Genomic DNA, 5091 nt, shown 5'->3' with positions numbered 1-5091 from the left:
CACCGAGGAGCAGCACAAGGCGTTCACCGCCGACATCGTCGCGCGCATCCCGGCCGGCCGGGTCGGCGAGCCCGAGGAGATCGCGCGCTGGATCGTGCACCTGGCCGGGCCCGACGCCGGCTACGTCACCGGCGTGGTGCTCACCGTGGACGGCGGCTTCAGCATCGCCTGACCCGGTGCGGGGTGGTGCCACGCGCTGGGGCGGTGGTCCGCGCGTGCCCTGTCTAGGTTGCGGGGTAAGGACTCCACAAGCTGGGGGGTGTGCCATGCGGGTGCGGTGTGTGCTGGTGTGTCTGGGTTTGCTGGCCGCCGTGCCGGTTCCGGCGACCGCGTCCGCGGTTCCGGTCGCGGGCCGTCCGGTGTACGTCACCAACAGCGGGCGGAGCTTCGACGGAACCCTGGGCCCGCACAACGTCGCGGTGTTCGCCGGGGGTGCCGCACTGACTCCGCTCGGCGAGCCGGTGCCGGCCGGCGCCGGTGCGCGCGGCATCGTGTTCGCGCCGTCCGGCCGGTTCGCCTACGCGACCGCCACCGACGAGGGCGTGGTCTACCCCTACCGGGTTGGCCGGCGCGGCGAGCTCACCCAGCTCGGCACCCCGGTCACCACCGGTGGGGCGAGCCCGTTCGGCATCGCCCTCGCCCCGGACGGCCGGACGCTCTACACCGCGAACATCGCCGTGCACACGGTTTCCACGTTCGCGGTGGGCGGCGACGGCACGCTGACCCCACTCGGCGCGCCGGTGGCCACCGGGTTGCTCAACCCGCGCAACCTCGCGGTGAGCCTGGACGGCCGGTTCCTGTTCGTCAGCCACGGCACGCCGCTGGACACGGTCCCGGACGCGATCGTGGTGTTCCCGCGCCTGCCCGACGGCAGCCTCGGCCCCTCGGGCGCGCCAATTCCCACCGGCGGGGCCGGCACCGGCTTCGCCCTCACGCCCGACGGCGCTTCGCTCTACCTCGCCTGCTCGGCCACCGACGGCATCTACGGGTTCCACATCGGACCCGACGGCTCGCTCTCCGCGCTGCCCGGATCTCCTTACCCTGTACCGAAAACCCCGGAGGGCGTGACGCTGTCGCCGGACGGCCGGCACCTCTACGTGTCCGCGGTCGCGACCCGCCCGGTGCTCTCCCCCGAGGACCAGGGCATCTGGACGTTCGCCGTCGGCTCCGACGGCGCCCTCACGCCCGCCGGGCCGCCGCTGCGCGGCATCGCCGGTCCCGGGCTCGCGATGACCCCGGACGGCCGGCGCCTGTACGTCAGCGACTTCTTCACCAACCTCGTGTCTACATTGGACATCGATCCGGCTACCGGCTCGCTGTCGGACGTCGCCCGGATCATGTCCGGGGCAACGCGCCGGCCTTCGACGCGATCGCGGTGCTGCCGAACCAGGGGCCGACCGCGCGGTTAACCGTCTCGTATGGACGGTTCAACGCCACCCCGTCCGCCGACCCGGACGGCCGCATCGCCCGCTACGACTGGGACTTCGGCGACGGAACGGTGCTGCGCGACGGCGGTCCCCGGCCGGATCACACTTATCATCGGGCGGGGAGCTACCAGGTTTCCCTCGTGGTCACCGACGACGAGGGCTGCTCGACGACCCCTGTGTACACCGGGCGGTCCGCGCTGTGCACCGGATCAGCCGCAGCGCGGGCCACCCGGACCGTCGTGGTCCGCTAACGCCGTGGACGAAGTGCCATGAATGCGTCCTTCCTCACCGTGGGCGCGAGGAAGGACGCATTCATCGCACGCTAGCTCAGGATCGCCGGCGCCGGGAGCCGCTGGAGGATCACCTCGCGCAGGCGTTCGGCGCATTCCTCGTAGGCGTGCGGCGGCTGGCCGTGCGGGTCGGGAATGTCGGCGGCGGGGTCGAGGCGGTTGACCTTGGCCGCGGCGCCGGGGGAGAGGGCGAGGATGGCGTCGCGGTGGGCGTCGGTCATGCAGTAGATGGTGTTCGCCCGGGTGACCAGGTCCGTCGTGAGCGCGCGCGCTTTGTGCCCATTGACCGGGACGCCGAGGGTGGTGAGCGCGGCGACGGCTTCGGCCGGCATGGTGGCGCCGGGTGTCGCGGTGACGCCGGCGCTGCTCACCCGCCAGCGACGCGCGTCGCGGGCGGTCAGCGCGGCGCGGGCGATGGCCTCAGCCATGGCGGAACGGCAGGTGTTGCCGCCGCAGACGAACAGGATCAGCCGGTGCGTCCGCACCAGGGCGCGGATCGCCGGGTAGCTCAGCGCCGCGATGGCCAGGAAGATGAAGCCGGTGGCGACGAGCTGGCCCTGGCCGGGCGCGGCGATGCCGGTCAGCGCGGTCAGGCCGAACGACGCGACGAGGCCGGAAAGCAGGCTGGCGCACCGGTTTGCCGGCACGCACCAGGTGTACTCGCGCGGGTCGAGGTAGATCAGCGTGCCGTAGACGTAGAGCGCGGAGTAGAGCAGGCCGATGCCCAGGGCCGGGAGCACGGCGGGGGTCAGCAGGAACGAGGTGAAGCCCTCGCGCAGGGCCGTGGCGACCGGGCCGAGCGGCAGGATCGCCAGCACCGCGCAGAGCACGACCTGCCAGACGGCCGAAGCCATGGCCTCCTCGGCGAAGTAGCGGCGGTCGGTGAGCTCGTCGCCGGTCTTGGCGATCCGGCTCATGATGCGGAACCGTCCGATGTAGCCGGTGTAGTAGATCGCCAGGCTCAGCACGGCGCCGACGGTGAGGGTGTAGTTGTTGACGTCGCTGAGCGCCACGGCCACCGCGGCCAGGCTGAACAGCAGGGCGATCCAGGAGTTGGCGCGGACCGTCCGGCGCCGGACGGTGTCCACGACCGGTGACAGGATCAGGATTCCGCCGCGCATCATGAGCAGCATGAACAGGATCGACACGCCGGCGAACGTGTAGTTCAGCGTGGTCGTGGCGATCACCAGTGCCATGAAGAAGCCGGCTGTGATCATGGTGTTGCTGGGCAGGCGCCGGCTGCGGCCGCGGACCTCCCGGGTGCCGGCGTAGCGCCGCCAGCCGGTGACCGCCAGGAAGAGCGGCGCGCCGATCAGCGTGCCGAGTGCCGCGGCCGGGAGCAGCACGAGGCCGCCCACGTGCTTGTCCATGCCCGGCAGCAGGCCGGCGGAGAGCGCCTTGGTGAGCGCAGCATACGGCGTGTACCAGAGGAAGTAACCGATGGCGAGGCCGAGCATGCCGCCCATGAGCCACCAGGACCTGCTGGGGGGTAACGAGGTTCGGGCCGTGCCGGTGATCGACATGGGGAAGGTTCTCCAATCCGTGTGGCCCCCAGCGCCCGGGAGACGGCCGCGCCTGTGGGCGCGAGCCACGGAAGCCGGCCGCCGGCACCGTCACCCACGCGGTGCCCGCGACCGGCCGCCGGAGGAACGGGTTCTGGCCTGGTCAGGCCGGTCCGTCCGGTGATCGATACCTTCCAGCTAAAGCGGTTACCGGCAGGTAACTACCCCGGATCGTGGTGGAACTACCTACCCCGCACCGTGTCGCTGGACGCGCTGGGGCACCACCACGAGTTGGGTCACCCCTAAGTAGTCAGCGCAGGATGCCGATGCGGTCGGCGAGCGGGCGCAACTCGGCCCGGGTCAGCGCGTTCTCCCGGCGCAGCAGCTCGCGCACCGTGGCGCGGACCTCGACGTTGTAGCGCAGCTCCTCGGCGCACTCGCGTTCGGCGCGCAGCAGCAGGTGCACGGCGGCGACGTCCTCGCCGCGGATGCTGTACGCCCGCGCCAGCTCCACGTAGTAGAAGAACCGCCGCTCCACGCTGGGCAGCGCGGACACGTCGTAGCGCTGCGAGAGCCGGATCGCCTCGCCCGGCTTGGAAAGCTCGACAGCCAGCCACACCCGGTAGATCCCCACATTGGTCGGCCCGAAGACCGTACGGAAGTCGTTGCGGTCACCGGTCTTCGCCGCCACCGCGTCCGCGGTGTCCACAGCGGACATCGCCGCCGCCTCGTCCCCGAGCCGGGCGAACTGCATGGCGCGCAACAGGTGCAGCGTGCCGAAGATGCTCATCCGGGCCGGCGTGTCGTCGTCCAGCTTCGGCTCCAGCGACGCGGCGGCGTCCGCGGCGAGCTGGAGCACCACGTCGGTGTGCCCCTGCTCCGCCAGGATCATGCCGAGGTTCCACGCCGCCACCGCCCGGTAGTCCAGGTCATCGGCCTTGATCGCCGCGGCCATCGCCCGGTCCGCCGCCAGCAGCGACACGTCATACGCCCCAACACGTTTGGTCAGCGACCGGGTCAGCACGTACAGCATCGTCGTGGTGTGCAGCAGCCGGTCCCGCTCCGCCCCGTCCACCAGCGGCATCGTCGCCCGCACCTCGGTGATCAGCCCCGGCAGCATGGACCCGACCTGCGTGAACGGCCGCCGCTCCTGCCAGATGTCCCACGCCGTGTCCACCGCCTGGCCCAGCTTCCCGACGTCCGGCGCCCCGGCGAGCCTGGGCTCGAAGGAGATCATCGCCGCCCGGATCGCCGGCACCGTATCGTGCTCCGGCTGCTCCTCCGGCATCTCACCCACCGGCAACCCGGTCAGCTTGTACAGATCCCGAACCCGGAGAATTCTGGCAATCTCGATCCAATCCGAGAACGCCGCCACCTGCCGCTCACCGGACTCCCATTTCCGCCAAGCGGACACCGTGCACCCCTTGAGCTGCGCACACTGCTCCTGCGTCAGTCCGATCCGCCTACGGTACAAGCGAATCCGCTCACCCGGCGGCATCTGAGGATCCGTCACCACCCCCTCACCTTAGGCCGACTGGCCCTTCCTTTTCGGCCCCCGTATACCTACCCTGTGTAATGGTTCGGTTACCTTCCCGGCAGCCAGGAGCGCAGGTTGGGTTCTCGAAACATCGCCTCTCGACACGACGAGACGGCTCAACGTTTCCTCTCCACAGCAGCCGAACTCATCGACGCCTACCTCCGAGTAGGCTCCGGCCGCCAGGAAGCGATCGCCCAAGTCCGCTTCCCCACAGCGCTCGACTGGCTCCGCACAGAAGACATCATCCGCCTCTCCACCTCCGCCAACGAAGGCACTGCCCGCAAGGACTTCTTCAACCGCTGGCCCACCCGCGAAGACTTCCTCCCCGACGCCGT

6 protein-coding genes are annotated in these 5091 nt (G+C 70.8%); 4 read left to right on the top strand and 2 right to left on the bottom strand.

Features of this window, described 5'->3' with window-relative positions:
• The 3 genes from VGR06_RS37405 to VGR06_RS37395 form a co-directional block, all read left to right on the top strand.
• The coding region (locus VGR06_RS37405) for an SDR family oxidoreductase (protein WP_327563955.1) at positions 1-172 on the top strand (172 nt) is incomplete at its 5' end.
• Between the two features lie 94 nt (positions 173-266).
• Positions 267-1409 (top strand): lactonase family protein, encoded by a 1143-nt coding sequence (locus tag VGR06_RS37400; RefSeq protein ID WP_327563953.1) that lies wholly within the window; start codon positions 267-269, stop codon positions 1407-1409.
• Positions 1376-1678, top strand: coding sequence for a PKD domain-containing protein (locus tag VGR06_RS37395; protein WP_327563952.1), 303 nt, complete (start codon positions 1376-1378; stop codon positions 1676-1678). The genes VGR06_RS37400 and VGR06_RS37395 overlap by 34 nt, the downstream gene beginning before the upstream one ends.
• A gap of 71 nt (positions 1679-1749) precedes the next feature.
• Here the strand turns inward: VGR06_RS37395 and VGR06_RS37390 are convergent, their stop codons facing one another.
• A complete protein-coding gene (locus VGR06_RS37390) occupies positions 1750-3240 on the bottom strand; it encodes a hypothetical protein (RefSeq protein ID WP_327563951.1) in 1491 nt (496 codons plus the stop codon).
• A gap of 289 nt (positions 3241-3529) precedes the next feature.
• A complete protein-coding gene (locus VGR06_RS37385) occupies positions 3530-4717 on the bottom strand; it encodes an XRE family transcriptional regulator (protein ID WP_327563954.1) in 1188 nt (395 codons plus the stop codon).
• A gap of 114 nt (positions 4718-4831) precedes the next feature.
• Here VGR06_RS37385 and VGR06_RS37380 point away from each other — a divergent pair.
• A partial coding sequence (locus VGR06_RS37380) for a hypothetical protein (RefSeq protein ID WP_327563950.1) occupies positions 4832-5091 on the top strand: 260 nt, incomplete at its 3' end.

The organism is Actinophytocola sp. (assembly GCF_036002505.1).
Taxonomy (GTDB): domain Bacteria; phylum Actinomycetota; class Actinomycetes; order Mycobacteriales; family Pseudonocardiaceae; genus DASYTH01.
Note: the sequence above shows the minus strand (reverse complement) of the source record. Positions and strands in the feature narration are given on the sequence as shown.